Below are 25906 nucleotides of genomic sequence, written 5' to 3' on the forward strand. Positions count from 1 at the left end.
GCGAAAGTTTTAACACCTGAAATTGGGGGTGGGGGGGCTTATACGCTGAAGTGGGAAATTGGTTATGAATGCGAAAAGTCTAACACCGTTTATGTTGGCTAGTACAACAGTAGTAATTGACATTAATGGTGAAATAAGAGAGCTAGTGCCGGGTGAAGTACCCGGACCAGGTGAGGTCATTGTTGTATTAGGTCAAGGTGCGACAGCTGCGACAGAACCACAAATAGAAGCGCAGCTTGTCGGAGACGATCAAAACTTAGACCTCAACTTAGACAATGAGATAGCTTCAATCATCGAGCAGATTGAAGAAGGTGTCGACCCGACTCAAAATGAAGATTTTGCAACTGCCGCGGGTGGACAAAACGGATCAAGCCCTACTGGTACGGGTGATATCGAACGAATCGGGACGGAGACCATTGCAGAAACATCGTTTGATACATCTGGGTTAGAGTCACAAGGATTGTCACAAACACAAAGTTTAGCACTACTTGATCTAGTCGCTCAGGCGGTTTTTGTTGGAGATGATGCAGTTACCGTCTTTGAGACAGATGTTCCTTGGGTAATTACAGGTACAGTGGTTGCAACCGAAACTGATGTCCCAACCTTCTTGCCTCAAGACGGTGTCGCGGGTGATAACGGTACTTTTTCTATTGATGCCGATGGTAATTGGACCTATGTAGCGAACAGCGCTTTTGATGAACTCAATATCGGTGATTCTATCGTTGACGTATTCCCTATTGCATCTACTGACGGCACAGTCGGAAGTGTCACGGTCACAATTAACGGTACCAATGATCTTCCACAATTTGTGGCGACAGACGACTTTGTTCCTGGTGGTGGCGGTGGAGAAGATGAGCAGTTTTCAACTTTTGCATTTGAAGATGGCGCCTACATCTTTGATTTGCAGGAAAATACCGCAGCAGGCAGTCCGATTGGTCAAGTTGAGGCCGTAGACCCTGATAATGACGTTTTAATCTATAGTATTTCAACCAACCTTCAGGACGGAGAAGGTGCAGATATATTCCAGATTGATCCCGATACGGGAGTGATCAGCCTCACTGATGCGGGTGCAGCCTCATTTGTGAATGATTTTGAAACTCTTGCCAACGCTCACCAAATTGTTGTTACGGTGACAGAAGGTGATGGTATCGGTGCTCCTCAGTCTGTAGACGTTGATGTTTTCTTTAATGAAGTTAATGCGGATGATAATGCGCCAATCTTCCAAGATCAGAATGGCGAAGAAGGCGGCTATACGTTTAGCTACGATGAAAATTCTACCGATGCCTATGTTATAGGTACGGTATCGGCAACGGATGCTGATGGAGAAAGTGTCACTTATAGCATTGAAACTAACGTTTCTGGCGAGGGAGGCGAATATTTCGAAATTAACCCGACGACTGGTGAAATTAGCTTAACCGCAGCAGGCGTGGCTGCGTTTACCAATGACTTTGAGCTCGCTGCGAATGTTCACAACTTGGTGGTAAGAGCGACAGAAGTCGAAGGATTAGGTCCGGTTAAGACCACTGACGTCAACGTCCAGCTAAGTGAAATAAACCTCGATGATAATGCCCCTATCTTCCAAGAGCAAAATGGAAAAGAAGGCGGTTATGCGTTCAGCTACGATGAAAACTCCACCGATGCCTATGTCATAGGTACGGTATCGGCGACGGATGCTGATGGAGAAAGTGTCACCTATAGCATTGAAACTAATGTTTCTGGCGAGGGTGAGGATTACTTTGAAATCAACCCTACTAGCGGTGAGATTAGCTTAACCGCAGCAGGTGTGGCTGCGTTTACCAATGACTTTGAGCTTGCTGCGAATATACATAATTTAGTGGTGAGAGCGACGGAAGTCGAAGGATTAGGTCCGGTTAAGACCACTGACGTTAACGTTCAGCTAAGTGAAATAAACCTTGATGATAATGCGCCAATCTTCCAAGACCAAAATGGCGAAGAAGGCGGCTATGCGTTTAGCTACGATGAAAATTCTACCGATGCCTATGTCATAGGCACGGTATCGGCGACCGATGCTGATGGAGAAAGTGTCACTTATAGCATTGAAACTAACGTTTCTGGAGAAGGTGGCGACTATTTCGAAATCAATCCTACTACCGGTGAAATTAGCTTAACCGCAGCAGGCGTGGCTGCGTTTACCAATGACTTTGAGCTTGCTGCCAATGTTCATAACTTAGTGGTAAGAGCGACAGAAGTCGAAGGATTAGGTCCGGTTAAGACCACTGACGTCAACGTTCAGCTAAGTGAAATAAACCTCGATGATAACGCGCCAATCTTCTACCCTGAACCACCTCAAGAAGAAACACCCCAACAACCTGACATTAATATACTCACTGTTGATGAAAGAGAGTGGGATGGCGAATACCGATTCCGTTACCGTGAGAATGCCTCTGAAGACGATGTGTTAGGTACGGTTTTCGCCTCCGATGCGGATGGAGAGCGGGTTACCTATAGTATTGTGGATAATGTCTACAATCGAAACTTTGACTCTTTGTTTGAAATAGACCCAATAAGCGGCGAGATAAGTCTCACTGAAGCGGGAGCACGATCATTTGCTAATGATTTTGAGCGAGACGCCAATGTACATCGCATTATTGTCCGAGCGACTGAAGATGAAGGACTTGGTCCGGTTAAAACCACAGACGTCAATGTGACGCTCAAAGAAGTGAATCGTGATGATAACCGCCCTGAGTTCGAAGACACCGGGAAAGATGGAGAATATAACTTCTCTTATTTCGAAAATAGGGGTGGTAACCACGTTCTTGGCAGGGTCTCGGCAAGCGATGCCGATGGTGAGGCAGTGACTTACAGCATTAGCAGAAACATTACTGATCCGGATGGTCGCGCAATCTATGAAATAGACTCTAGTACGGGGGAAATTACCCTTACCCGAGCGGGTGTTCGTTCATTTGCTAATGATTACGAGCAACGTAGTAATGACCACGAAATTGTCGTTACCGCAACAGAAGAACCGGGTTTAGGGCCACAAAAATCGACTAATGTCGTGGTCAACCTTAGCGAAAAGAACAGGGATGATAATAAACCTATTTTTGAAGAGACTAACCGCAGAGGCGAGTATGACTTTGAATATAGAGAAAATAGGGATTGGGATGACGTTTTAGGTACAGTGAAAGCGAGTGATGCTGATGGTGAAAACGTTACATACAGCATTAGTGAAAACATACATAACCGTTTTGGTCGTCCACTGTTTGAGATTGATCCAAATAGCGGAGAGATTACTTTAACTCGCGCAGGTGTTTTCTCTTTTGCCAATGATTATGAGTGGCGAAGCAATCGCCATGAAATTAAGGTCACCGCGACAGAAGACCCAGGTTTTGGTCCCGTTAAATCAACTGAGGTGACGGTTAACCTTCGCGAGTTGAACCGAGATGATAACCGCCCTGACTTTAAAGATACCAACAGAGATGGTGAATACGAGTTCTCGTACCGTGAAAATCGCGATGGTGACGACGTGTTAGGCCAGGTTAGAGCAAGGGATGCCGATGGTGAGCGGGTTACCTATGCAATAGCGAGAAATGTGTTCAATGATGAAAGAGAACCACTTTTTGAAATTGATCCTAATACTGGTGAAATCACGTTGACTGAAGAAGGGGTTGAGGCTTTTACCAATGATTTCGAGTTAGCTAGCAATAAGCACACTATTGTGGTTAGGGCAACAGAGGAACCTGGATTTGGGCCTACCAAATCGAGTTTTGTAACTGTACACCTTGATGAAATCAACGTCGATGATAACAAGCCGATCTTTAATGATACGGATGATGGCTCTTACAACTTCGAATACGAAGAAAATTCCACCGACAGCCATGTGATAGGCAAGGTCAATGCCACTGACGCAGATGGCGAAAACGTCACTTACAGCATTAAGGCAAATGTGTTTAATGATGCCGATAAGCCACTGTTTGAGATAGATCCGAATAGCGGTGATATAAGTCTTACGCCAGCAGGTGTCAACGCCTATACCAATGACTTTGAACTTGAAGCGAATATGCACAACCTCGTGGTTACTGCCACTGAAGTTACGGGGTTAGGTAGGGTGAAAACCACCGATGTTGAAGTTGTTCTTAAAGAGAAAGACGTTTGTGAGGATGAAGACCAAGTCATGTATGGCGACATTGGCGGACGACTAACAACCGTTGTCCCAGCAGTCGATTACAATATTGCCATATTAGCCGACGTGTCAGGTAGTATGAGGTCATTGTTTGATGACGGTAAGAGCCGCTTAGAAGTGATGAAAGACTCGATAATCAACTTTATCGAAGGTATAGAGAATCACGAAGGAACGATTAATCTCAACTTCATCAGCTTTTCGTCTAGTGCGTCACTTGCGGTGCCAATTGAGGATCTTACCGCTGACAATTGGGGCGGATTAGAGTCCGCGATTCTTGCATTGGATGCAGGTGGCTCAACAAACTATGAAGCAGCGTTTACTCGTGCCTCAGACTGGTTCTCAGGCTTAGATAGTGAACCTGATGCTGAAAACATCACCTTGTTCCTATCTGATGGTAAACCGACGACCTATATTGGTGATGACTCCAGTAGTGGCGGCAGTACTGACCCATTGGACATCAGCAAGGCGCTGGATGCCTATGGGCCAGTTGCTGACATCTCTCATGTTAGGGCGATTGGTATTGCCACTGGCAGCAGTGAGACTGAGCTTTTAAGAATGTTTGATAACTCAGATGTGGTTTCAGGCGAGTTTTCAACGCAAACCAAACCGATTTCAGATGTTACTCAAGAGCTATCTGTTGATGTCCGAAGAAATGAGGCAGCAGAAACCGTAAGAGGAGAACCGGTAACACTGACAAGTGGGCAAACTGCTGATATCGATATGGACTTTACCGTTGTAGCTGGGCTTGGAAGTCGAGATGAGTTCTCGTGGTCAATTGAGAAACAAGATGGCCCCGGTTGGTCAGTCGTCAATGGGCCAAACAGCTCACGGTCTGATACCTCGCTAGAACTTTCAGAACCGGGTACTTATCGTATTACAATGACATTAGATAACGTCACGAATGACCGAAGAGATGCTATCGATCTCGATGCGAGAATTCAAATTACTGAAGAGTATGACGTACCTTTAGGGGAAGTCGATGTGGTTACCTCTGGTAGTGAGTTAACCGCTGCGCTAATCGGTGAAACGACTCACTCCGAGTTTAGAGAGATGACCGACGATCATTTAGAAGGCGGTTGTGGCGCAGACATCATTATCGGTGATGCAATTAATACCGCAAACCTTCCTTGGGGCGAAGGCGATTACCCAGAGCAGCCTGACTCCATAGATGGTCTGGAGAATCTAGGTGGACTGATCGAGTTGCTGACATTAGTGAATGGTAGCGAGCCAAGCCAAGAATTGATCAATGAGTTTATCTCTGAAAACCACGATGTGTACCGCTTGTATGATGAACCTCGAGGCGGTGATGATGTACTCAGTGGGTTGATGGGAGATGATGTTCTTTATGGTCAAGGTGGTAATGACGTATTAATGGGAGGCCAAGGAAGCGATACCCTAATGGGTGGAGCCGGTGAAGATACCTTCAAATGGTTGGATGAAGATATTGATGGTTCAACCGATACCGTTAAAGACTTTAGCGTTGAGGATGACAAGCTGGACTTCTCTGATCTACTCGATAGCCCGTCTGAACTAGAGATTTCTGATTTCATTGACGATGAAATAGAGATAACTGGCGATGCGTCAAGCGCTACCATGGTGGTGACGTCACCTTCTGATAGTGGACGCTCTGTGACGATAGAGTTTGAAGGCATTTCTGCAGCGCACCTAATGGATAATCTAGATGACATTCTCGTAATGCGACAAGATTAACCGATCGGCTTTAATTGAGAGAGTGAGCTTAAAACCTCGCTCTCTTTTTATATCAACACTCCATGAGGTGATGATATCTGCAAATAGTACAAGTTATTTCAACTCAAGTGTGAAAACTTATTGCCAGATGATTTCAATTTATGATAATTTTCGCCGCAATCTCGGAGAGGAGTCTCAATAAGGACATTCTGGGGGATACGCGTGATGACATTCGGGCTGAGTGAGCATCACGTAGGGTAGGTATCGGCAAGTCCTTTTGTCGATAGACGGGATACTAATGTCGTTAAGCGGCATGTGAATGGGAAACCCAACATTGAACTCACATAATAAAACTACATTAATCAGCTTAGTTCTTCCTCAATGCCCTGTTTTACAGGACAGTTGCATTACTGAACCTTGATCTAATTTCTCGATATGTAATCCATCCATGATGGATCGTTTTCTCGTATGCGCTTTTTAAATATTTCGCGCTACGGCTTGCTATACCCTCAGTTTAGAATCTGTTCTTACGAGGGGAAAGAATTACATTTCAAGGGATTAAATCATGAGCACAGCCTTTGAAGTCGATAACACAGTGATCAGCACTGCTATCGCAACTCCTTTTTCAACTCAGATTCCAGTTTTGGAAGGAACCTACGATCTAACTCCAGATCAGATTCTACTAGACCAAGAGCAACATGAATCTGAAGTTCGCTCTTATCCTCGACGTTTGCCAATTGCCATTAAACAGGCTTACGGTGCGCTTGTTGAAGACACGCGTGGTCAGTTATTTCTAGACTGTCTCGCTGGCGCAGGCACTCTGGCGTTGGGATACAACCACCCAGAAATCAATCAAGCGCTAAAAGCTCAGCTAGACAGTGGCTTACCGTACCAAACGCTTGATATCGCGACCCAAGCAAAAACACACTTCATCAAAACCGTAAAAGAGTTTTTGCCACAAGAGTTGGCCGGTGATTGTGTCATTCAGTTTTGTGGACCATCAGGTGCAGACGCCGTTGAAGCAGCCATTAAGCTTGCTAAGCAAACTACAGGCAGAAACACCATGTTTGCTTTCCGTGGTGCATACCACGGTATGACAAATGGCACCATGGGAATGATGGGTAACCTAGGGACTAAGGAACGTCGAACTGGCCTAATGTCTGACGTTCACTTTATGCCGTTCCCATATAACTTACGCTGCCCATTTGGACTTGGTGGCGACGAAGGGGCAAAAGCAAGCATTCGCTATATTGAACGTCTATTGCACGATGACGAAGCGGGTATCATGAAGCCTGCGGCGATTGTTGTTGAACCTGTACAAGGTGAGGGTGGGGTTGTTCCAGCTCCGGCTTTCTGGTTGAAAGAACTACGTCGTATCTGTGATGAGCATGGAATCTTGCTGATTTTTGATGAGATTCAATGTGGTGTCGGTAAATCAGGCTATAACTTCGCATTCGAAGAAGCAGGCATTGTTCCCGATATTCTATGTCTGTCGAAAGCGATTGGCGGCGGTATGCCAATGTCGTTGCTAGTGATTAACAAGCAGCACGACACCTGGAAACCGGGCGAGCATACAGGCACGTTCCGTGGTAACCAGTTAGCGATGGTCTCTGGTGCTAAAGCGCTAGAAATTATCCAACGCGATAACTTAGTTGAGCACGCCAATATTGCTGGCCAGTATCTACGTCACGGTCTCGAAGCGATTCAGTCACGTGTAAACTGTATCGCAGAAGTACGTGGCAAGGGTTTGATGCTTGGTGTTGAAATTCGCAAGCCGGGTAATGACCTGAATAAGTTTGGTGAGCCTGTCTCGGACGGTGAACTCACATTGAAAATCCAACGCGCTGCTTTAGAACGTGGTCTGATGGTTGAAAAAGGTGGACGTGATGGTTCCGTGATCCGTTTCCTACCGCCATTGATTATCTCTTTCGAGCAAATTGATTTTGCTCTGCGCGTACTTGAAGAAGCGATTATTGTCGCGGGTGGTAGCCACCTTGATTCACAAGAGAGCAATGCTGCGTGGAAGCAACATTTCGTTCAAACTGGTGAGTCTGGCAGCGACGAGTTCGCCAAAGTCATGAATCATACAACGGCTAAAATGAAAGCGGTGTTTGAGCAAATTGGTGCGCCATATTCTGGTTTAGAACCTAAGCAGCTTGAGCAGGCAATCAACGCTGTTGATCTCGATAATAAAAACGCTTCGTTGATTGACGTGATTGGTGAGACGGCAGACTTAGTTGCCAAGAATTCAATCATCGTACAGCACCCTGACTGTATTGCGCATCTTCACACGCCACCATTGATGCCTTCGATTGTCGCTGAGGCGATGATCGCTGCGCTAAACCAATCAATGGACTCTTGGGATCAAGCATCCGCAGCCACTTACGTTGAACAGAAAGTGATTGACTGGATGTGCGAGAAGTATGAGTTGGGAGCTCAAGCAGACGGTATTTTCACCAGTGGTGGAACCCAGAGTAACCTGATGGGCTTACTGCTCGCACGCGATTGGGTTGCCGATAAGCTTGATTCACATTCGATTCAAAAGCTAGGTCTACCAGAGTACGCGAGTAAGTTGCGTATCCTGTGCTCGAAGAAATCTCACTTTACCGTGCAAAAATCCGCATCACTGCTTGGCTTGGGTGAAAGCTCAGTCTGTTGTGTCGATGCCAATCCGAATGGAACCATCAAGGTTGATGCCTTAAAGGTTGAAATCGAGGCATTGAAATCGCAGGGCCTAATACCGTTTGCTGTAGTGGGTACGGCGGGCACAACCGATCATGGTGCGATTGATGACTTAACATCTATTGCTGATATCGCTGAGCAAAACACCTTGTGGTTCCACGTTGACAGTGCCTACGGCGGCGCGTTGATTTTAAGCAGCCATAAGTCACGTTTAGAGGGTATTGAGCGTGCAGATTCAGTTAGCGTCGACTTCCATAAGTTGTTCTATCAAACAATCAGTTGTGGCGCAGTACTGCTGAAAGACAAAGCGAACTTTAAGTTCCTTCTCCATCATGCCGATTACCTCAACCGCGAACATGATGAACTGCCTAACTTGGTTGATAAGTCGATTGCGACGACCAAGCGTTTTGATGCATTGAAAGTTTTTATGACGATGCAAAGCGTGGGTCCAGATACGTTGGGCAAAATGTATGATCATCTTCTTGAGCAGACACAACAAGTGGCAGATCTGATTAAAAGTGATTCAGCGTTCGAGTTACTCGCAAAGCCTTCACTATCGACTGTGCTGTTTAGAGTTTGCGGCTCACAAACCAACGATTTAGATGAACTGAATAAGACTTTAAGACTGCAGGCCCTGACTCGTGGCATTGCCGTACTTGGAGAAACAGTAGTGAATGATAAGTCGGCGCTTAAATTTACTATTCTAAACCCTTGCTTGAAGATTTCTGACTTTGAGTCTCTATTAAACAAAATCAAAAATTTAGCTTCTGAGCTAGCGAAATAAAGGTAACGTAATACTATGGCTATTTTACAAATTGGTGCAGGTGGTGTCGGTTGGGTTGTAGCGCACAAAGCAGCGCAAAACAACGATGTACTAGGCGACATTACTATTGCGTCTCGCACAATCGGTAAATGTGAAAAGATCATCGAATCTATCCAGAAGAAAAACAACCTTAAAGACAGCTCGAAGAAGCTTGAAGCTCGCGCCGTCAACGCGGATGATGTGGAAGCGTTAGTTGCTCTAATCAAAGAAGTGCAACCTGATCTGGTTATCAACGCGGGTCCTCCGTGGGTAAACATGGCGATTATGGAAGCGTGTTACCAAGCGAAGGTAAACTACCTAGATACATCAGTGGCGGTTGACCTATGTTCTGAAGGTCAGCAGGTTCCACAAGCTTACGACTGGCAGTGGGGTTACCGCGAGAAGTTTGCTGAAGCGGGCATTACCGGTATTCTTGGCGCAGGTTTCGATCCGGGCGTAGTATCTGTATTTGCTGCTTACGCGGTGAAGCATCTGTTTGATGAGATCGATACGATTGACGTAATGGACGTTAACGCAGGCGATCACGGTAAGAAGTTTGCAACCAACTTTGACCCAGAAACTAACATGCTGGAAATTCAGGGTGACTCTTTCTACTGGGAAAACGAAGAGTGGAAACAAGTGCCTTGTCACTCGCGTATGCTTGAGTTTGATTTCCCTAACTGTGGTACACACAAAGTTTACTCAATGGCGCACGATGAAGTTCGTTCGATGAAAGAGTTTATCCCTGCGAAACGTATTGAGTTTTGGATGGGCTTTGGTGACAAGTACCTAAACTACTTTAACTGTATGCGTGATATCGGTCTGCTTAGCCCAGACCCACTAACACTGCATGATGGTACGGTTGTTCAACCTCTACACGTTTTGAAGGCACTGCTTCCAGATCCAACTTCACTTGCTCCGGGTTACACTGGCTTAACTTGTATCGGTACTTGGGTACAAGGTAAGAAGGACGGCAAAGAGCGCAGCGTATTTATCTACAACAACGCTGACCACGAAGTGGCTTACGAAGATGTAGAACACCAAGCGATCTCTTACACTACGGGTGTTCCTGCTATTACGGCAGCGCTACAGTTCTTCCGTGGTGAGTGGGCGGATAAGGGTGTGTTCAACATGGAACAGCTAAACCCAGACCCATTCCTAGAAACAATGCCAAGCATCGGCCTTGATTGGCATGTTCAAGAGCTTGAAGCGGGTCAAGGTCTGCCAGTCATTCACGAACTTAAAAAGTAACGACTGAATTTTTTAGTTTGGTATCAAAAGGGGACTGCAGTGTTCCCTTTTTTAGGTATAGGAAGTGGGCATTAGTAATTTTAATTTTGTAACTCACTTCGTTCAGACAGGACAAAATTGAAAATTACCAATGCCAACCCATTTGGTTTTACTCTTTCACCTTTAGCTAGAGCTTGAGTACATATAGATGACATCGAATAAAGAACAACTCAAAACCCCTTACTTTATGATCAACGAAGATAAGTTGATTGATAATCTAGAGAAAGCAAAACAGCTGAAAGAAATCTCTGGTGTGAAACTGGTGTTAGCACTCAAATGTTTCTCTACGTGGGGCGTGTTTGACATTATTAAGCCTTACTTAGATGGCACTACAAGCTCTGGTCCTTTTGAAGTAAAGCTTGGCCACGAAACGTTTGGCGGAGAAACGCACGCATACAGTGTTGGTTACAGCGAAGATGACGTACGTGAAGTGGCTGACATTTGTGACAAGATGATCTTTAACTCACAGTCTCAGCTCGCGGCCTACCGCCATATCGTTGAAGACAAAGCGTCAATTGGTTTACGTTTAAATCCAGGAGTTAGCTATGCGGGTCAAGATCTAGCGAATCCGGCGCGCCAATTTTCTCGCCTTGGAGTACAAGCGGATCATATTGACCCTGAAGTGTTTGAGAACATTGATGGTGTGATGTTCCATATGAACTGCGAAAACAAAGATGTTGATGCGTTCATTGGTTTACTTGACTCGATCTCTGAGCAGTTTGGTGACTACTTAAACAAGCTTGATTGGGTAAGCATGGGCGGCGGCGTGTTCTTTACGTGGCCGGGTTACGATATAGAGAAGCTGGGCTTGGCGCTAAAGGCATTTTCAGAAAAACACGCGGTACAAATGTACCTTGAGCCGGGCGAAGCTATTATTACCAAAACCACAGATCTTGTTGTGACTGTGGTTGATATTGTTGAGAACGTAAAGAAGACAGCGATTGTAGATTCAGCAACGGAGGCTCATCGCTTAGATACGTTAATCTATGATGAGCCGGCATCTATTCTAGAAGCATCAGATAGCGGCGAACATGAATATGTGATCGGCTCTTGCTCATGCCTTGCCGGGGATCAATTCTGTGTGGCCAACTTTGACAAGCCGCTAGAAATCGGTCAGCGACTGCATATCATGGATAGTGCAGGTTATACTATGGTTAAGCTTAACTGGTTCAACGGATTACGTATGCCTTCAGTCTATTGTGAGAGAAGCTCGGGAGAGGTTCAGAAATTGAATGAGTTTGATTATTCTGACTTCAAGCGCTCACTGTCACAATGGTCTGTGAAATAGCAAATAAAAAGAGAGCGATTCGTCGCTCTCTTTTTCATTTGACTCAAGGTTTAGTTTTCCACCATGACCCTTGTGTCTTCACTTAAAGACTCAAGTTCATTAGCCACGTCGTTGATATTGATCTGCTTAGGCAATCTTATCGACAAGTTTGCCGTAAATAAGCTCGAGCTCACTCCACCTCCACCAGCGATGAAGACTCTCTGGCAATCCATATCAAGAATATTGATACCTTGTCCATCGAGTACGTGAGTAATCTCATTGACGATACCCGCCCGATCATTGGAATCAAGTCTGAGTTGGTAGATAGTATCAACATCGTGTGCCAGTTGATCGGAATCTGTAACCTGTACTAGTAAATCGGGATGGGAGGCAAAGGCGTCTTTCACGAGTTGTTCATTGACGCTTGGAAGTTCAACTTTAATCACCGCTGCAACTTGGTCTTCAATAAAATTGACTTTACTGATGAGCCACTTGCCTCCGTTTTCGTGGGTGATAGCGGCAAGTTGCTTGATTGTTGCAGGGGTAGCTTTGCCAACGAAGTTAACAATAAATGTGCTGTTCATATTGGGCCTCCAAACGCTGAGTAAGGCATGTGGCTTTCAATGCTTATTGAGGTTGAAAGAGTTCTGATGCCTAACTTCAGTTTAGAATGGAAAGGTAGGTTAGGTTTGACCTGCGTCAAGTTTTAAACCTAAATCCTTGTCTCTACTACGAATCTTTAACCGCGAGCACAAAAAAAGCGATGAACAACATCGCTTTTTCAGCAAGATTTGATGTGGTTTAGAAGCTCACTTTCATTTCTACACCATAGAAAACGTTATCGTAACTTGCTCCTGCATCCATAGCGAATTTAGCGGCATCTTGGTTGCCGAACCAAGGCTTACTGCTGTATTGGAATTCTGCGCTGCCACCCCAAGCTCCGCTTACCCAGCCGTGGATATGACCGACGGGATTGAGGAAGAACAGAGATACATCACCTACGGTTTCAGAACCTAAGACTTCGCCACCGGATGCGACAATGTTTTGCTCTGCTTCAAACATCATCTCACCAACCACTGCACCAAAGAATGGGGTAATAAAGATGTCTTGCCAAGAAGGTACTTCTGCGAAGGCTTCAACACCGTATTCCCAGAAGAAAGTCGACATTGTTGCGGAGTACAAGAAAGACTCAAACTCATTAAAGCCTGCGTGTCGCGCCGCTGTGTAGTACACGCCACCAAAATAAGGATGCATGACATAGTTTAGGAAGTGTTCATCGCGATCCCATGTAGGGCCCGAAGTGACATTGTCCTTCCATTTAGAACCTAGACCGCTAAGGTCACGATCTTCTTCATCCCATTTTGTGATTGATTCTGGTAGAAGCGTCATCAAGCCGACCGTGGCAACACTCAGTCCTAGAATCGTGTAGGTTTGCCCCATCAAGTAATCCCAATCTTTGCCATCGGAAACCGTGAGATATTTAGGTAACGCCGGGCCTTCGAGTTTTAGGTCATTTTCTGTCAAACTGAGTGAAAACGGGTCTGACGATTGATATTGATAAGAATGATAGAAAAACGTGTCGGATTCAGCTTGATCTACAGTGTATGAAAACTCAATATGTTGATTAGAATCATATACATTGGCACTGGCCTGGGCAGAAGCTGACAAAACTAAAGCGGTGATGCTTTTTTTCAACACTGAGCACTCCATCGTTATTATTTTAATGATCAGGGTCACAAGTATCCAACAAAGTTGGCGTATTGGGAATCTGAAATTGTCCTAAATAAGAAACTTAGTTGTTTTTTGGCCTAATGCCATAATAAATATCAGTTAAACTCATAAAATATGTGACGTTTTCCCACTAAGGATAAAATAATGTTGAAAATCGCAATGCTGAGCACTGGGGAAGAAGTCCTCCACGGAGACATCGTCGATACGAATGCAGCGTGGTTATCTCAAAGGTTTTTCGAACAAGGCTTTAGCGTAACTAAGCGCTCAACAGTTGGTGACGAGATGTCAGCTCTTGTCGAAGAGCTGATGATGCTAAGTTTTAACTGTGACGTCGTCGTTGTTAACGGTGGGTTAGGCCCAACAAGTGACGACTTGAGCGCTGAGGCGGTGGCTGTCGCTTCAGAGACTGAGCTTGTTCTGTATCCAGAATGGTTAGCAAGGCTAGAGAAGTTTTTTACCTCTCGTGGGTTAGCTATGCCAGAAAGTAACCGTAAACAAGCCATGTTGCCAAAAGATTCGGTTCTACTTGATAACCCAATTGGAACTGCTTGTGGCTTTAAAGTTCGCTTTAATGACTGTGATTTCTACTTCACACCGGGTGTACCGAGCGAATTTAAGCTGATGGTAGAGCAACAGATTCTACCCGATATGAAGACCACGCATCGTGATGTGTTAGGGCAGGAATGCAGTAAGCTTTATACCTTTGGTACTTCGGAGTCGGCTTTGTCAGATAAGCTCGACAAGGTACAACTTCCTGATGGCTACACACTAGGTTATCGTTCATACCTGCCTTACATCGAAGTGAAGTTGTTTGGCCCTAAGAATGATTTAGATAACCGAGTGAAACTGCTGCAGATTATCTTCAATTTGATTGAAAGCAATGTGGTGAGTGTTGATGAATCTATGCAGGACCATGTTGCCTACCTAATCCAAGAGCGAAAACAATCTATCGCGACGGCGGAGCAATCGACTTATGGTTCGTTATCACACTGGTTACAGTCTAAAGAGGTGGCAGCCCAATATTGTGGTCATGGATGGGTGTTGGGTGAGCGCGTTAATGTTGGTGATGAGAGTGACGACCAACTCGCAGCTGCTTTTGCCCTTGCTGGAGCAACGAAAGATAAATGTGCTACGGACATCGCCATTGTAACGGGTAAGGTAACAGAGAAGACGTTTTCAGTCGCCTTGGCCGCACCGGAAGGAGAGTGGGGACAGACGTTAACCTTCAATCGCAATTATACGCGTGAAGAACGTACTCTGGTGATCACAACCGTTGCAGCGGATATGTTGCGACGCTACCTCAACACGAAACCTATGTTTGTCCAGTACAGTTCACTGAGCAGGAACAAAGAAATGTTTGTGCCACGAAGCGCAATAGAAGCATAATTATTCAACTAGGATAGTGAGTCAATTTTGTCAAATTGGCTCAGTCTAGTGTTCTGTAATAAGTGGATGATCCTATTTCTTATTACTCATTCACGCTCATATTATTTTTATATGCCAAATTCGAATATCGTTTAACTGGATGATTTTCAATAGAAGTGGAAATTGTCTTAGATTTGCAACGTGCATTCGGCAAAATAACCTTTAAAATGACAATTCAGGATTCTAATTGCTCAGGGAGGTTAGCATGTTTAATCAGTCCAAGATCCTTGTTTGGTATCAAGTGGCGAGCCAAAAAGTCTTTCTAGGTGAAGCACTTAATGGAAAGCATCAAGATGTTATCTCTTTGTGGTTGCAAGCGCCAGAAGACAAACCAAGTGGTGAACGTTTAGGGTATCGACTTTCGTTATTTGATGATGATGGAAGGGAGATCGCAGATAAGCCTGTTTCTGTGCTGACCGCCGATGAATTCCTATCCGGAGTACGTGTTCAGATGTAAAAACGGCCAGCGTTTTGCTGGCCGTTTTCTATTTGTGCATACTTATGCGCGTTTTTCTTTAAGCGAGTAATTGACACCTTCAATTTCAATGTCTGTCTTCGCTTTACAAATACACGGCAAAATTTCTTTTTCTTGTGTGTACGCCATTGCAAAACCAACGTATTCAACTTCACCTGAGACCAGTTTGCAGCGGCAAGCGCCACAGTGCCCATCTCTACAGTTATATTCAGGCTCTAACCCTGCATTCTCCATAGTTTCGAGAATGGTATTAGAAGGGTGAGACTGAACCGATGTAATAGCGTTGATTTTGATATTAGGCATTACAGTTCGAAATCCTTGAAGTCGTCTGCACGTACGTCGCTGTCGATCTGACCAACCAGGTAAGATGAAATTTCTGCTTCCTGAGGCGCAACCTGCACGTTATCTGAAGACAACCATGCATTAATCCAAGGAATTGGGTTAGAAGTTGCTTCAGGGTAAGCGGCGTCTAGGCCAACAGCTTGCATACGAATGTTCGTAATGTATTCAACGTACTGGCAAAGAATGTCTTTGTTCAGACCGATCATTGACCCATCTTTGAATAGGTATTCTGCCCACTCTTTTTCTTGCTCAGCAGCGTCTTTAAACAGCTCAAAACACTCTTGCTTACACTCTTCCGCGATTTGCATGAATGAGAAATCGTCTTGGCCGTTACGTAGCAGGTTAATCATGTGCTGTGTACCCGTTAGGTGCAGCGCCTCATCACGAGCGATAAGCTTGATGATTTTAGCGTTACCTTCCATTAGCTCACGCTCAGCAAAAGCAAATGAACACGCAAAACTCACGTAGAAACGAATCGCTTCTAGTGCGTTAACTGACATCAAACAAACGTAGAGCTTCTTCTTCAGGTCGTGAAGGGTAATCTTCACTTCTTCGCCGTTGATGTTATGAGTACCTTCACCGTAACGATGGTAATCATTGGTCATTTGAATCAGATCGTCGTAGTAGCGAGAAATGTCTTCTGCACGCTTAAGGATGTGCTCATTTTCTACGATGTCGTCAAACACTAGACCCGGATCATTCACGATGTTACGGATGATGTGCGTGTAAGAGCGTGAGTGAATTGTCTCTGAGAAAGACCAAGTTTCAATCCAAGTTTCTACTTCTGGTAGCGATACCAACGGCAGCAGGGCAACGTTTGGACTGCGACCTTGGATAGAATCGAGCAGTGTTTGGTACTTAAGGTTTGAGATGAAGATATGCTTTTCATGCTCTGGCAGCTTGTTGTAGTCGATACGATCGCTTGAAACGTCCACTTCTTCAGGACGCCAGAAGAAAGACAATTGCTTCTCGATGAGCTTTTCGAAGATTTCAAACTTCTGCTGGTCGTAACGAGCAACGTTTACTGATTGACCTAAGAACATTGGTTCTTTTAGCTGGTCATTTTTTTTTCTGTTAAAAGTACTGTAAGCCATGGTGCCTCAATTCCTTTTAAGCCCCTCATGTCTGAGGGGCGAATAATTTGTTAAGCCTTGATAACCCTTTAGTCAGGATTATGGTTTAAATCTTACAACCGCCGCCTGCACAATCGTCATCTTGTGGTTGTACTGCGTCTTTCTGATCGTCGCTCGCGCCATCACGTGTGTTGTGGTAGTAAAGTGTCTTCACACCAAACTTATACGCAGTTAGCAGATCTTGAAGCAGTTTCTTCATTGGCACTTTGCCACTTTCAAAACGCGTTGGGTCGTAGTTAGTATTTGCTGAAATCGCTTGGTCGACAAACTTCTGCATGATACCCACTAGGTGCAGGTAACCATCGTTTGAACCGATGTTCCATAGCAGTTCGTAGTTGTCTTTGTACTCAAGGAAATCTGGCACTACTTGCTTCAGGATACCGTCTTTAGACGCCTTCACTGAAACGTAACCACGTGGTGGCTCAATACCGTTTGTCGCGTTAGAGATCTGAGAAGATGTCTCAGAAGGCATTAGCGCGGTTAGGGTAGAGTTACGCAGGCCGTGCGTCATGATTTCTTCACGTAGACCATCCCAATCGTAGTGCAGTTTCTCGTCACAAATTAGGTCGACATCTTTTTTGTAAGTGTCGATTGGCATCAGGCCTTTAGCGTAGTTTGTTTCTTCGAATAAAGGACACTTACCTTGCTCTTTCGCAAGCGCGACTGAAGCTTTCAGCAAGTAGTACTGCATCGCTTCGAATGTACGGTGTGTTAGACCATTTGCGCTGCCATCTGAGTACTTCACACCGTTCTTCGCTAAGTAGTAAGCGTAGTTGATCACACCAACACCTAGAGTACGGCGGTTCATCGTTGACTTGTACGCAGCTGGTAGCGGGTAGTCTTGGTAATCCAGTAGTGCGTCTAGTGCACGAACAACAAGATCTGACAGCTCTTCAAAGTCATCAAGAGACTTAATCGCACCAAGGTTGAATGCAGATAGAGTACACAGAGCAATCTCACCAGAGTCATCTTCAACGTTTGTTAGCGGCTTAGTTGGCAGCGCGATTTCCAAACATAGGTTAGATTGACGAACAGGTGCAACTTCTGAGTCGAACGGGCTGTGCGTATTACAGTGGTCAACGTTCTGAATGTAGATGCGACCAGTAGAAGCACGCTCTTGCATCAAGATAGAGAACATCTCGATAGCTTTAACGGTTTCTTTCTTGATTGATGGATCGTTTTCGTACTGAACGTATAGACGTTCGAACTCGTCTTGGTTCTCGAAGAACGCATCGTACAGGCCTGGCACATCTGATGGTGAGAACAAAGTAATGTTGCCACCTTCAACTAGACGTTGATACATCAAGCGGTTTAGCTGTACACCGTAGTCCATGTGACGAACACGGTTCTCTTCAACACCACGATTGTTCTTAAGAACCATCAGTGCTTGAGATTCACCATGCCATAGTGGGTAGAACACAGTCGCTGCACCGCCACGAACACCACCTTGAGAACAACATTTAACCGCTGTTTGGAAGTATTTGTAGAAAGGGATACAACCCGTGTGGAATGCTTCACCACCACGGATCTCTGAACCTAGAGCACGGATACGGCCAGCGTTGATACCAATACCAGCACGTTGAGAAACGTAACGAACAATAGAGCTTGCTGTCGCATTGATTGAATCTAGGCTATCGCCACACTCGATAAGTACACATGAGCTGAACTGACGAGTAGGGGTACGTACGCCAGACATGATCGGCGTAGGTAGAGAAATTTTGAATGTCGATGTCGCATCGTAGAAGCGCTTGATGTAATCAAGACGTGTCTCTTTCGGGTATTTCGCGAATAGACAAGCAGAAACTAGGATGTAAAGGAACTGCGCACTTTCGTAGATTTCACCGGATACACGGTTTTGAACAAAGTACTTACCTTCAAGCTGTTTTACGGCTGCATAAGAAAAATCGAGATCGCGCTTGTGATCGATGTAGGCATCTAGCTCATCAAGTTCTGCTTTGGTGTAGTCTTCCAGAATGTGCTGGTCGTATTTACCCATATCCACAAGGCGAGCGACGTGATCGTATAGCGTTGGTGGCTCATACTGGTCATACGCTTTTTTACGTAGATGGAATACAGCCAAACGTGCCGCTAGATATTGGTAATCAGGCGTCTCTTCAGAAATCAAATCTGCTGCAGACTTGATGATGGTTTCATGGATATCAGATGTAGTGATACCGTCATAGAACTGAATGTGAGCGCGTAGTTCTACTTGAGATACAGAGACGTTGTCTAGACCTTCGGCAGCCCAGGTGATAACGCGATGGATCTTTTCGAGATCAATACTTTCTTTGCGTCCGTCACGCTTAGTAACGGTAAGTTGTTGGTTCATTCTGCTTCATTTCCCTAACAAAACTGATAAAAGCCGTATTTTTGTGTAATTCTTGTAAAAATCGTTCCGGCTTTGTGATCAAAGTCTATCTATATATTGTAGTACAAACACAACATATAGGGGTGCACCAAGGTGCGAGTTACAAGATAGTGCTATCCCCATGGCTTTTCAAGTTACAGATCTTGGATGACTTGTGGATAACTAACAAAATTAAAAAAAACAGTAAGTGACTACTAACCGATGAAGTTAGAGCGGGTAAGATTGTAATTAATTACCGTTTTTAGATCGGTTTAGAAGTAACCACAAACAAAAAAAAATTCCTTGATCTTTGGTCAAAGTTGTCTTCGATTTTTGCTTTGATTATTTTGGAATCAAACCGACAAAAATTGCTTCAATTGGCACTAAAAAAGGCGATGAGCATGTGCTATCGCCTTAATCTTGACCACTACATCTAGTATGTGACAAATGTTAAAATTTCTGAGTATGAACGATGTAATTTACATCAACATTTTGACCTAGCTTGTAGGTGTCTGTCAGAGGGTTGTAGTGCAGGCCAGTAATCCCGGTTTCGGTTAAGTCAGTTTGATCAATCATTTTAATCATCTCAGCAGGGCGGATGAACTTATCATGATCATGAGTGCCTTCAGGGACAATCTTCAACAGCTTTTCTGCGCCGACAATCGCGAACAGATAAGATTTAAGGTTGCGGTTAAGTGTTGAAAAGAATACGTGACCACCAGGTTTCACCAAAGCGGCACATGAACGAATCACTGATTGTGGGTCCGGGACGTGCTCAAGCATTTCCATACAGGTCACAACGTCATACTTACTTTGATTTTCAGTCGCATGATCTTCAATTGTACTCTGGATGTAGGTGAGCTTAGTGCCCGTTTCTAGAGCGTGCAGTCTCGCCACTTCTAATGGCTCTTTACCCATATCAAGACCGGTGACAATCGCGCCTTCTTTGGCCATGCTTTCTGCTAAAATTCCGCCGCCACAGCCGACGTCTAAAACTTCTTTGCCAAACAAGCCATCACAATTGTCCAAAACATAGTTGAGGCGCAAAGGATTGATCTGATGCAAAGGCTTAAATTCACCTTCTAAATCCCACCAGCGTGAGGCCATATCCTCAAACTTCTTAATTTCGTTTGGATCGACGTTTTGTGATTGGGTCATAACAACTCTACTAATTTAACCGCTTCCTTGAATGACAGGCATTATACCTGTTAACCACATACACTCCATAGACGGGATCACTTTTCTCTACGGGTGGATAAAATATAACCATTTATCAGCAAGATATCAGATGAGTGTGCAAATTCTCGGCGTTTGATTCACAACCAAGCTCACAACCTGATAAAAGGAGAGGGAAAGTAATGCCGAACCACTGAAATGTATGTTATATTTTTGCACCTTAAGCGTATTGTACATACGATCTATAAATAGAGGGATAATGGCTCTATGAGCGATCTAGCGAAAGAGATCACGCCCGTAAACATTGAAGATGAGCTTCGAGGTTCATACCTAGACTACGCGATGTCAGTAATCGTGGGTCGTGCTCTTCCAGATGTGCGTGATGGCCTAAAGCCTGTACACCGCCGCGTTTTGTTCGCGATGAATGTACTAGGTAATGATTGGAATAAACCATATAAAAAATCTGCCCGTGTTGTTGGCGACGTAATCGGTAAATATCACCCACACGGTGATAGCGCTGTGTACGATACAATCGTACGTATGGCTCAGCCGTTCTCACTTCGTTACATGCTGGTCGACGGTCAAGGTAACTTCGGTTCGATCGATGGTGACTCAGCGGCAGCAATGCGTTACACCGAAGTTCGCATGGCAAAAATTGCCCACGAACTTTTGGCTGACCTAGATAAAGAAACAGTAGACTACGTGCCTAACTACGATGGCACTGAGCAGATCCCTGCTGTTCTACCTACAAAAATTCCTAACCTATTGGTAAACGGTGCTTCTGGTATCGCAGTAGGTATGGCAACCAACATTCCTCCGCACAACCTGACAGAGGTAATTGATGGTTGTCTTGCGTACATCAATAATGAAGCGATCACTATTGATGAGCTAATGGACTACATTCCTGGTCCAGACTTCCCAACAGCAGCGCTAATCAGTGGCCGTAAAGGTATCGTCGATGCTTATAAGACGGGCCGCGGTAAGATTTACATGCGCTCGAAAGCGGATATCGAAACAGACAAGAATGGTAAAGAAACCATTATTGTTACCGAAATTCCTTATCAGGTTAACAAAGCACGCTTGATCGAAAAGATCGCTGAGCTAGTTAAAGATAAGAAAGTTGAAGGTATCAGTGCGCTACGCGATGAGTCTGACAAAGACGGTATGCGTATTGTTATCGAATGTAAGCGTGATGCAGTTGGCGAAGTGGTTCTAAACAACCTTTACGCACAAACTCAGCTTCAAACCACATTCGGCATCAACATGGTGGCACTGAATAATGGTCAACCACAGCTATTCAACTTGAAAGATATGTTGAAGTGCTTTGTTGATCACCGCCGTGAAGTGGTGACTCGCCGTACTATCTTCGAATTGCGTAAAGCGCGTGAGCGTGCACATATCCTTGAAGCACTCTCTCTTGCACTAGCAAACATTGATGAAGTTATAGAACTGATCAAGAACGCACCAACACCAGCTGATGCAAAAGTGGGCTTGGTTTCGCGTGGTTGGGATCTTGGTAACGTTGCTTCAATGCTTGAACGTGCCGGTACTGATGCTGCACGTCCAGAGTGGTTAGAAGATCAATACGGCATCCGTGACGGTCAGTACTTCCTGACTGAAACTCAAGCACAAGCTATTCTAGAGCTTCGCCTACACCGCCTAACGGGTTTAGAGCACGAGAAGATTCTAGATGAGTACAAAGCACTTCTAGATGAGATCGCTGAGCTAATGCACATTCTTGCAAGCACTGAGCGTTTGATGGAAGTGATTCGTGAAGAACTCGAAGCAGTACGTGATGGCTTCGGTGATGCACGTCGTACTGAGATTACAGCGGCAAGCCACGATATCGACATGGAAGAGCTGATTGCTCGTGAAGATGTTGTTGTTACGCTATCTCACGAAGGTTACGTTAAGTACCAAATCCTAAGCGACTACGAAGCTCAGCGTCGTGGTGGTAAAGGTAAGAGTGCAACTAAGATGAAAGATGAAGACTATATTGAACGTCTTCTAGTGGCGAATACCCACGACAACATCTTATGTTTCTCTACTCGTGGTAAGACTTACCGTCTGAAAGTTTACCAACTACCTCAAGCAAGTCGTACCGCTCGCGGTAAGCCAATTGTTAACATTCTTCCACTAGAAGAAGGTGAGCGTATCACTGCGATTCTACCTGTTGATGAATTCTCACCAGAGAAATTCATCTTCATGGCAACAGGTGACGGTACCGTTAAGAAGACATCTCTAGATCAGTTTGCAAATGTTCGTGCGAACGGTCTAATTGCTGTAAACCTACGTGATGAAGACTCTCTAATCGGTGTTGATATCACAAACGGCGAAAGCGATATCATGCTGTTCTCGAAAGCGGGTAAAGTCGTTCGCTTTGCAGAAGATAAAGTACGTGCAATGGGCCGTACCGCAGCAGGTGTTCGCGGTATGAAGCTTGCTGATGATGATCAAGTTGTTTCGCTGATTGTTCCTTCAAATGAAGGTGACATCCTAACAGTGACGCAAAATGGTTACGGTAAGCGTACTGAACTTGCAGAATACCCAACCAAAGGCCGTGCGACACAAGGTGTTGTATCGATCAAAGTTTCTGAGCGAAATGGCCCTGTAGTTGGCGCAGTACAAGTAGAAGAAGGCGACGAGATGATGATGATCACCGACGCTGGTACTCTAGTTCGTACACGTGTTGCTGAAGTAAGCCAAGTAGGTCGTAATACGCAAGGTGTTACACTAATCCGTACTGCTGAAGATGAAAACGTTGTGGGTCTACAACGTATCGATGAAGTAGAAGAAGCGGAACTCGTCGAAGGTGAAGAAGGCGTTGATGGTGAGGTAGCACAAGAAACTACTGACTCTAACGAGACGCCAGCAGCAAGCGATGATGCTGAAGAGTAATTCAGTTAATTGAACATCAAAATGCCAGACCTAGTGTCTGGCATTTTTGTGCTAATCATTCACTACTTTCATTTCTTCGAGTGACTTCAAGTGCTGAGCATCAAAGCGCTCAGAGCCAATAGCAGTCCGAGACTTAAGACATGTTTCAAGGTTAGATTGTATTGAAACCTAAATCGGAGGTGTTTATGGGTTACGACACGCCTATGGCGATTTCCAACTATCTCGCTGTTTTAATCGCAATAATACTGATATATCCGTTTGCACTGGTGGCAGTGAACATTGCTATCTATTCTCCAGTCCGCCGAAAGAAAGTGACCAAATGGTTTAATATTATCTCTGCACTTATTGCTACAACAATGCTGGCGTTTCATATGCAAACTGAAGTGATATATGGAAAAGAATTGATCGATAAGTACTACAGAGATAATCCCCAGATACGAGAAGAGCCTCAAAAGGTGAGTAACAAAGCTGCCGACGTGACGACTCTCTGACGTCAGAAAAATAACTATATTACAAATAGTTAGTGTAAGTGAATAACTCGATAATTTTGCGTGCATATAGAAGAAATTGACTATAAAATTCGCAATCTCTGTCTGTTCCACAACCAAAATAATCGATTATGAACTTATCATTAAAACAAAAACTTATAGGTGCAAGCCTGTTAGCAGTGGTGCTAATGGCGAGTGCGCTAACTTGGCTTTCCGCCGATCAACTTAAGCAACAAACGCAAAATGGTGTTTATGCGCGAGCAGAAAGTCTAGCGACGACGGCTTCTGCTGGTATCAAAGACTGGATCAATATTCGTAAGGATATTGCCTCTGCGTTTAATGACTACAGCAATGAAATCGACGTTGTTCCATACCTACAACAAGCGAGAAAAGCTGGCGGCTTTGATGACATCTTCTTAGGCACGCCAGAAGGTGGTATGTACCGTTCGCACCCTGAGCGTAACCGAGCTGATTACGACCCACGTGTTCGCCCTTGGTATATCGATGCTAATAATGCAGGCCGTCAAATCATCACTACGGCATACAAAGATGCGATTACTAATGCCTTGTTAGTGACGATTGCTGAACCAATTCGCCGTAACGGTCAGTTTGTTGGTGTGGTTGGCGCTGATGTATTGATTGATCAACTAATTAACGATGTGATCAACTTAGATGCGGGTAAAAATGCTTACGCGATGTTGATTGATACTCAGAATGGCAGCTTCTTAGCCCACCCAGATAAATCTCTTTCTCTTAAGCCTGTTACTACACTCTCAAAAGAGTTCACTCTACGTGCCATCGAAGAGGCTGCAAACGCTGGCTCAATCAAGTTGATTGAACGTAATGGTCAAGAGAAGTTGTATTTCTTTACTAAGGTTCCAGATACGCAGTGGATCTTCGCTATTGAGATGGATCGCGCAACAGAAGAAGCGGCACACACAGAGCTGCTACAAAGCCTAATTATTACCGCAGTCGTCATTACATTAATTGTTATTGCTGTGGTTTCTTGGTTAGTGAGCTTCTTGTTCCAAGATTTGGTTCGTGTTTCAAATGCGCTTGAAGAAATTGCTTCCGGTGAAGGCGATCTAACTCAGCGTCTTGAACCACGTAGCGACGATGAAGTTGGTCAGTTGGCAACGAACTTCAATACGTTCGTTGGCAATATGCATACTATGGTTTCTAAGTTGAGTCTTGTGTCTGCATCGCTGTCAGAGCAGTCAAAACAAACAGCGCAACAAGCAGAAGAGCGCAGTGCGCGTATTCGTTTGCAGCAAGATGAGATCAATATGGTCGCAACAGCGATCAATGAAATGGCGGCAGCAACGCAAGAAATTGCTGGCAACGCAGATAATACAGCGCAGAATTCAACTGAAGCGGTAACAGCTTGTGTTCACGGTGGTGAGCAGGTCGTTCAGACTCAAGGCTCGATTCAAAACTTAGCAACGGAAGTTCAGGTCGCGACAGAAGTAATTCAAGAGCTTGAAGTTCATGGTAATAGTATCAGTACTATTCTTTCTACGATTCAGGATATTGCAGAGCAAACTAACTTACTTGCGCTTAATGCCGCTATTGAAGCAGCGCGTGCGGGTGAACAAGGTCGTGGCTTCGCTGTGGTTGCTGATGAAGTTCGTGTTCTAAGCCAACGTACACACGCTTCAACCCAAGAAATCCAGCAGATGATTGAAACGCTGCAAGGCACAACGGGTAAAGCTGTGGGCATCATGGGTGATAGCCGTCAGTTAGCCGATACCAGTGTAGCGGACGCTGATTCAGCTGCGGTGAGCCTGACTCAAATCCAAACAGCGGTAGAGCGTATTAGCGATATGGCGACCCAAATTGCCTCTGCTGCTGAAGAGCAAGCGTCAGTCACTTCTGAAATCACGCGTAACACCGTTGGTATTCGTGATGTTTCGAATGAACTTGCAGATGAAGCACACGACGCAGCAGCACAAGCCGCACAGTTGTCTGAGCTATCTCACGAACTAGAGCAAGAGATTCAGCGATTTAAACTGTAATC

15 protein-coding genes are annotated in these 25906 nt (G+C 44.8%); 9 read left to right on the forward strand and 6 right to left on the reverse strand.

The annotated features are described in order from the left end of the window. The first annotated feature begins 64 nt into the window (after nt 1-64). The 4 genes from AC6R00_RS22825 (at nt 65) to nspC (ending at nt 11895) form a co-directional block, all read left to right on the forward strand. Nucleotides 65-5854, forward strand: coding sequence for a VCBS domain-containing protein (locus AC6R00_RS22825; protein ID WP_500642058.1), 5790 nt, complete (start codon nt 65-67; stop codon nt 5852-5854). A 544-nt stretch (nt 5855-6398) separates the two neighbouring features. After that, entirely contained in the window at nt 6399-9299 is a 2901-nt protein-coding gene (locus tag AC6R00_RS22830) for a pyridoxal phosphate-dependent class III aminotransferase (protein WP_500642059.1), read from the forward strand. Between the two features lie 15 nt (nt 9300-9314). Continuing rightward, nucleotides 9315-10568, forward strand: coding sequence for a carboxynorspermidine synthase (locus AC6R00_RS22835; protein WP_004748715.1), 1254 nt, complete (start codon nt 9315-9317; stop codon nt 10566-10568). Between the two features lie 187 nt (nt 10569-10755). Further along, nucleotides 10756-11895, forward strand: a complete 1140-nt coding sequence (gene nspC / locus AC6R00_RS22840) for a carboxynorspermidine decarboxylase (protein WP_500642060.1) — start codon at nt 10756-10758, stop codon at nt 11893-11895. 50 nt (nt 11896-11945) lie between these two features. On the opposite strand, the gene AC6R00_RS22845 is transcribed toward nspC, so the two are convergent. Together AC6R00_RS22845 and AC6R00_RS22850 are read right to left on the reverse strand one after the other, a co-directional pair. Then, on the reverse strand, nt 11946-12458 hold the full coding sequence (locus tag AC6R00_RS22845) for a glycine cleavage system transcriptional repressor (RefSeq protein WP_500642061.1): 513 nt from the start codon (nt 12456-12458) through the stop codon (nt 11946-11948). A gap of 217 nt (nt 12459-12675) precedes the next feature. Next, nucleotides 12676-13572, reverse strand: coding sequence for a DUF3943 domain-containing protein (locus AC6R00_RS22850; RefSeq protein ID WP_500642062.1), 897 nt, complete (start codon nt 13570-13572; stop codon nt 12676-12678). A gap of 177 nt (nt 13573-13749) precedes the next feature. Between AC6R00_RS22850 and AC6R00_RS22855 the strand changes: the two genes are divergently transcribed. Further along, a complete protein-coding gene (locus tag AC6R00_RS22855) occupies nt 13750-14991 on the forward strand; it encodes a CinA family nicotinamide mononucleotide deamidase-related protein (protein WP_500642063.1) in 1242 nt (413 codons plus the stop codon). Between the two features lie 244 nt (nt 14992-15235). Then, nucleotides 15236-15487 (forward strand): hypothetical protein, encoded by a 252-nt coding sequence (locus tag AC6R00_RS22860; RefSeq protein WP_500642064.1) that lies wholly within the window; start codon nt 15236-15238, stop codon nt 15485-15487. Between the two features lie 42 nt (nt 15488-15529). On the opposite strand, the gene yfaE is transcribed toward AC6R00_RS22860, so the two are convergent. The 4 genes from yfaE to ubiG all read right to left on the reverse strand — a co-directional run bounded on the left by yfaE (nt 15530) and on the right by ubiG (nt 20485). Continuing rightward, nucleotides 15530-15808: a class I ribonucleotide reductase maintenance protein YfaE gene (gene yfaE, locus AC6R00_RS22865; protein WP_500642065.1), complete on the reverse strand. Its 279-nt coding sequence runs from the start codon at nt 15806-15808 to the stop codon at nt 15530-15532. Continuing rightward, nucleotides 15808-16941, reverse strand: coding sequence for a class Ia ribonucleoside-diphosphate reductase subunit beta (gene nrdB / locus AC6R00_RS22870; RefSeq protein ID WP_500642066.1), 1134 nt, complete (start codon nt 16939-16941; stop codon nt 15808-15810). The genes yfaE and nrdB overlap by 1 nt, the downstream gene beginning before the upstream one ends. A gap of 85 nt (nt 16942-17026) precedes the next feature. Then, a complete protein-coding gene (gene nrdA, locus AC6R00_RS22875; RefSeq protein ID WP_500642067.1) occupies nt 17027-19309 on the reverse strand; it encodes a class 1a ribonucleoside-diphosphate reductase subunit alpha in 2283 nt (760 codons plus the stop codon). Nucleotides 19310-19777: 468 nt separating this feature from the next. After that, nucleotides 19778-20485: a bifunctional 2-polyprenyl-6-hydroxyphenol methylase/3-demethylubiquinol 3-O-methyltransferase UbiG gene (gene ubiG, locus AC6R00_RS22880; protein WP_500642068.1), complete on the reverse strand. Its 708-nt coding sequence runs from the start codon at nt 20483-20485 to the stop codon at nt 19778-19780. 285 nt (nt 20486-20770) lie between these two features. Here ubiG and gyrA point away from each other — a divergent pair, with 285 nt between their 5' ends. The 3 genes from gyrA to AC6R00_RS22895 all read left to right on the forward strand — a co-directional run bounded on the left by gyrA (nt 20771) and on the right by AC6R00_RS22895 (nt 25904). Continuing rightward, nucleotides 20771-23401 carry a DNA topoisomerase (ATP-hydrolyzing) subunit A gene (gyrA, locus tag AC6R00_RS22885; RefSeq protein WP_500642069.1) on the forward strand — a complete coding sequence of 877 codons (2631 nt, stop codon included), beginning with the start codon at nt 20771-20773 and terminating at the stop codon, nt 23399-23401. Nucleotides 23402-23586: 185 nt separating this feature from the next. Further along, nucleotides 23587-23892 carry a hypothetical protein gene (locus tag AC6R00_RS22890; RefSeq protein ID WP_500642070.1) on the forward strand — a complete coding sequence of 102 codons (306 nt, stop codon included), beginning with the start codon at nt 23587-23589 and terminating at the stop codon, nt 23890-23892. Between the two features lie 128 nt (nt 23893-24020). Next, nucleotides 24021-25904: a methyl-accepting chemotaxis protein gene (locus AC6R00_RS22895; RefSeq protein ID WP_500642071.1), complete on the forward strand. Its 1884-nt coding sequence runs from the start codon at nt 24021-24023 to the stop codon at nt 25902-25904. Nucleotides 25905-25906: the final 2 nt, after the last annotated feature.

The sequence above is a fragment of the Vibrio sp. R10-SF1-ISO8 genome (assembly GCF_059833805.1).

Bases quoted from the DNA above. Each gene is read 5' to 3' on its own strand.
- AC6R00_RS22855 (WP_500642063.1), top strand. From the start codon at position 13,750: ATGTTGAAAATCGCAATGCTGAGCACTGGGGAAGAAGTCCTCCACGGA.
- AC6R00_RS22890 (WP_500642070.1), top strand. From the start codon at position 23,587: ATGGGTTACGACACGCCTATGGCGATTTCCAACTATCTCGCTGTTTTA.
- AC6R00_RS22830 (WP_500642059.1), top strand. From the start codon at position 6,399: ATGAGCACAGCCTTTGAAGTCGATAACACAGTGATCAGCACTGCTATC.
- AC6R00_RS22895 (WP_500642071.1), top strand. From the start codon at position 24,021: ATGAACTTATCATTAAAACAAAAACTTATAGGTGCAAGCCTGTTAGCA.
- AC6R00_RS22860 (WP_500642064.1), top strand. From the start codon at position 15,236: ATGTTTAATCAGTCCAAGATCCTTGTTTGGTATCAAGTGGCGAGCCAA.
- AC6R00_RS22825 (WP_500642058.1), top strand. From the start codon at position 65: ATGAATGCGAAAAGTCTAACACCGTTTATGTTGGCTAGTACAACAGTA.
- nrdB (WP_500642066.1), bottom strand. From the start codon at position 16,941: ATGGCTTACAGTACTTTTAACAGAAAAAAAAATGACCAGCTAAAAGAA.
- nrdA (WP_500642067.1), bottom strand. From the start codon at position 19,309: ATGAACCAACAACTTACCGTTACTAAGCGTGACGGACGCAAAGAAAGT.
- AC6R00_RS22835 (WP_004748715.1), top strand. From the start codon at position 9,315: ATGGCTATTTTACAAATTGGTGCAGGTGGTGTCGGTTGGGTTGTAGCG.
- yfaE (WP_500642065.1), bottom strand. From the start codon at position 15,808: ATGCCTAATATCAAAATCAACGCTATTACATCGGTTCAGTCTCACCCT.
- AC6R00_RS22845 (WP_500642061.1), bottom strand. From the start codon at position 12,458: ATGAACAGCACATTTATTGTTAACTTCGTTGGCAAAGCTACCCCTGCA.
- gyrA (WP_500642069.1), top strand. From the start codon at position 20,771: ATGAGCGATCTAGCGAAAGAGATCACGCCCGTAAACATTGAAGATGAG.
- ubiG (WP_500642068.1), bottom strand. From the start codon at position 20,485: ATGACCCAATCACAAAACGTCGATCCAAACGAAATTAAGAAGTTTGAG.
- nspC (WP_500642060.1), top strand. From the start codon at position 10,756: ATGACATCGAATAAAGAACAACTCAAAACCCCTTACTTTATGATCAAC.